Source organism: Pseudochrobactrum sp. AO18b, assembly GCF_000409565.1.
In the GTDB taxonomy this organism is placed as follows: domain Bacteria; phylum Pseudomonadota; class Alphaproteobacteria; order Rhizobiales; family Rhizobiaceae; genus Pseudochrobactrum; species Pseudochrobactrum saccharolyticum.
On sequence record NZ_ANNO01000340.1, the window covers coordinates 1 to 3,325 of the forward strand.

At 55.2% G+C, this 3,325-nt stretch carries 4 protein-coding genes and 1 riboswitch; all 4 genes read left to right on the forward strand.

From position 1 onward, the window contains the following. A partial coding sequence (locus A918_RS0113460) for a glycerate kinase (protein WP_022711571.1) occupies positions 1-833 on the forward strand: 833 nt, incomplete at its 5' end. A gap of 46 nt (positions 834-879) precedes the next feature. After that, positions 880-974, forward strand: a riboswitch (TPP riboswitch). Between the two features lie 63 nt (positions 975-1,037). After that, positions 1,038-1,850 (forward strand): hydroxyethylthiazole kinase, encoded by an 813-nt coding sequence (gene thiM / locus A918_RS0113465; RefSeq protein WP_022711572.1) that lies wholly within the window; start codon positions 1,038-1,040, stop codon positions 1,848-1,850. Then, positions 1,837-2,481, forward strand: a complete 645-nt coding sequence (gene thiE / locus A918_RS0113470) for a thiamine phosphate synthase (protein WP_022711573.1) — start codon at positions 1,837-1,839, stop codon at positions 2,479-2,481. Before thiM ends, thiE begins: the two co-directional genes overlap by 14 nt. A 3-nt stretch (positions 2,482-2,484) precedes the next feature. Then, a partial coding sequence (gene thiD, locus A918_RS0113475; protein ID WP_022711574.1) for a bifunctional hydroxymethylpyrimidine kinase/phosphomethylpyrimidine kinase occupies positions 2,485-3,325 on the forward strand: 841 nt, incomplete at its 3' end.

Genomic DNA, 3,325 nt, shown 5'->3' on the forward strand with positions numbered 1-3,325 from the left:
CCAGCGGTGCGCCGATCAGCGTGATGAATGCTATCCGCAAGCATGTTTCTACGATCAAAGGTGGCAGGCTGGCTGCCCTTGCAGGATCTGCCCGTATGGTCAGTCTGATTGTCTCGGACATTCCGGGTGATGATCCGGCACTGATCGCCTCAGGGCCGACAATTGCCGATCGCGCAACCCGTCATGATGCGCTGAAATATATTGAACATTACAAGATGCAACTGCCGGAAAAGGTCATGGCGCATTTACGAAGTGAAAAAGCCGATGCGCCGCAGCCTGATAATGCCGTGTTTGCGCGGCACAGCCACCATATTATTGCCAGCGCAGCGCAATCACTAAAGGCAGCTGCAAAACTGGCTGAGGAGCAGGGCGTTGAAACGCTCATTCTCTCGGATTCCATTGAAGGGGAAGCGAAAGACATTGCGCTGATGCATGGGGCATTGGCGCAGTATCAGGCACGCAACCGCACATCCGGCCAGCCGCTTCTGTTACTTTCCGGCGGTGAAACAACGGTAACGCTCGGCTCCGGTTCAAAAGCAGGGAAAGGCGGGCGCAACAGCGAATTTATGCTGGCACTGGCGCTGAATATTGCTGGCCACGCTAATATTCACGCTTTGGCTGCGGATACGGACGGTATTGACGGTTCGGAGAATAATGCGGGTGCTTTTGCTGACGGCAACACAATTCAGCGCATGACGGAGCTTGGTCTTGATGTGAAACAGTTTCTCGCAGGCCATGACAGCTGGAGTGCGTTCAATGCAAGCAGTGATCTGTTTGTAACGGGGCCGACCGGCACAAATGTCAATGATTTCCGTGCCATATTAATCAGCTGAACACGCCCAAGCGGTGGACAGCCGCATTTTGCTCTGCCATAATGATGATGAGAGACAGGGGCGCCCGGATCATCCGGCTGAGAAGTACCCTTTGAACCTGAACCGGATAATGCCGGCGGAGGGAGTCAGATCAAAGGGCGGCTTTTCGCAATAGCGACGATAACGGCACCCCGCGTCAGACCCTCACCGTTGCGGAGGGCTGATATGAAAGATCTACCGGATTTCGGCGTGATGCTGGAAACCATGCGACAGCGCAAACCCCTCATACAATGCATCACTAATTTCGTGGCGATGAATACGGCTGCCAATGTGGTTTTGGCTGCCGGTGCATCTCCGGCTATGCTGCATGCACAGGAAGAGGCGGGAGAGTTCGCAAAATTATGCGGCGCGGTCACAATCAATATCGGCACGCTGTCGCCACTCTGGGTGCAGGGCATGATCGCTGCTATCACGGCTGCCAATGCGCATAATATTCCGTGGGTTTTTGACCCCGTTGCGCATTTTGCCTCAACCTTCCGCCGCGATGCAGCGCAAAAACTTTTGGCACTGAAACCAACAATTATTCGCGGTAATGCATCGGAAATTCTGACGCTTGCGGGCTTTTCCGCACGCGGACAGGGCGCAGACAGCGGTGATGATGCCGGTAGCGCGCACCACGCGGCTCAAATACTGGCGCGGGAGCATCAATGTACGGTCGCAGTGACCGGCGCTTATGATCTTGTCACCGATGGTCAGACAACTATGCGCATTGATGGCGGCTCACCACTGATGCCGCAAGTCACAGCTTTGGGCTGTGCGCTGACCTGCCTGACAGGTGCATTCGTCGCCGCACATAGAACCTCTGCTCTCGAGGCCTCCGCCGCAGCTCTGGCTATGTATGCCGTGGCCGGAGAGCAGGCGGCCTTGCAGGCAAAAGGCCCTGCCAGCTTCCAGATACATTTTATCGATGCGCTTTATGCGCTCTCTCCCGCACAATTCCAGTCTCAGGCAAAGGTACAATTCTATGAAACAGTTTGATCTGTCGCTCTATCTCGTTCTCGACCGCGAGCTTTGCGGCAGTTTGGGTATGGTGGAAACCGCAATTGCAGCGGTGCGTGGCGGTGCCACAATGGTGCAGTTGCGCGATAAAGACGCTAACCAGCAGGAGATGCTTGAAACTGCCAAAGCATTGAAAGCGGCGCTTGAAGGCACTAATGCCAAGCTGATTATCAATGACAATATTGACGTTGCCATTGCTGTTGGTGCCGATGGTTTGCATATCGGTCAGCATGACGGCTCACCGGAACAGGTACGGGCAAAGATCGGGCCGGATATGATCCTTGGTCTGTCGGTACAGACTGCAGAAATGGCCACCAAAGCGGATAGTGCTGTGGTGGATTATCTCGGCATCGGCCCAGTTTTCCCGACCGCTACCAAAAAGAACTGCGCGCCTTCCATCGGTTTTGACGGGTTGAAACGGGTTTACTCGCACAACGGCCTGCCAGCCGTGGCAATCGGCGGCATTAAACTGCCGCATGTGGAGGATGTGCTGGCGACCGGTATTGATGGTCTGGCTGTGGTGTCTGCAATCTGCGGTCAGGAGAGCCCTGAGCAGGAAGCCCGTGCTTTCAATGCGGCGATTGCTCATTTCCGTGGAGCAAAGGGCTGAGTCATGAAAAATGTTCTTTCTCTCGCCGGCTCCGATCCGTCCGGCGGTGCCGGTATTCAGGCTGATCTGAAAACCTTTGCTGCACGCGGTACTTACGGCATGGCGGCGCTGACAGCGCTGACCGCACAAAACACGCAAGGCGTTTCCGGTGTTTTTCCTGTACCGGCAGATTTTGTCGCCCAGCAATTGACGATGATTTTCAGTGATGTGCGGGTCGATGCGGTTAAGATCGGCATGATCGTCAATGCGCAAATTTCTGATCGCGTGGCGCAGGTTTTGCAGGAGCAGCTTGTCAAACAACCGGATTTGCAGATTGTGCTCGATCCGGTGATGATTGCCAAAGGTGGTGCAGCACTGCTCGACCCGCAGGCAGTGGAAAGTCTGAGGCAGAAATTACTGCCGCTGGCAACATTACTGACACCAAACCTGCCGGAAGCGGCAGCGTTACTCGGACAGCCGGTCGCTGAAAGCCGCGAGGATATGGAACGCCAAGGCCGTGCTTTGCTGGCTAAAGGTTGCAAAGCCGTGCTGATGAAGGGCGGGCATATGGCAGGTGAATTCTGCCCTGATCTTTTGCTGAGCAACACGCATACAGAATGGTTTGAGGCCGCGCGAATTGAAACACCGGATACCCACGGCACCGGCTGCACGTTATCGAGCGCTTTGGCGGCGGAACTGGCGAAAGGCAATATATTGCCGGATGCAGTACGCGAGGCCAAAGCCTATCTGTTGCGGGCGATTGGTGCTGCGCATCAGCTTGAAGTCGGCATGAAAGATGGAAATGGCCGATCAGTCGGCCACGGCCCAGTGTTCCATTCGATTGATCAAATCAGAGCGCCGTGGG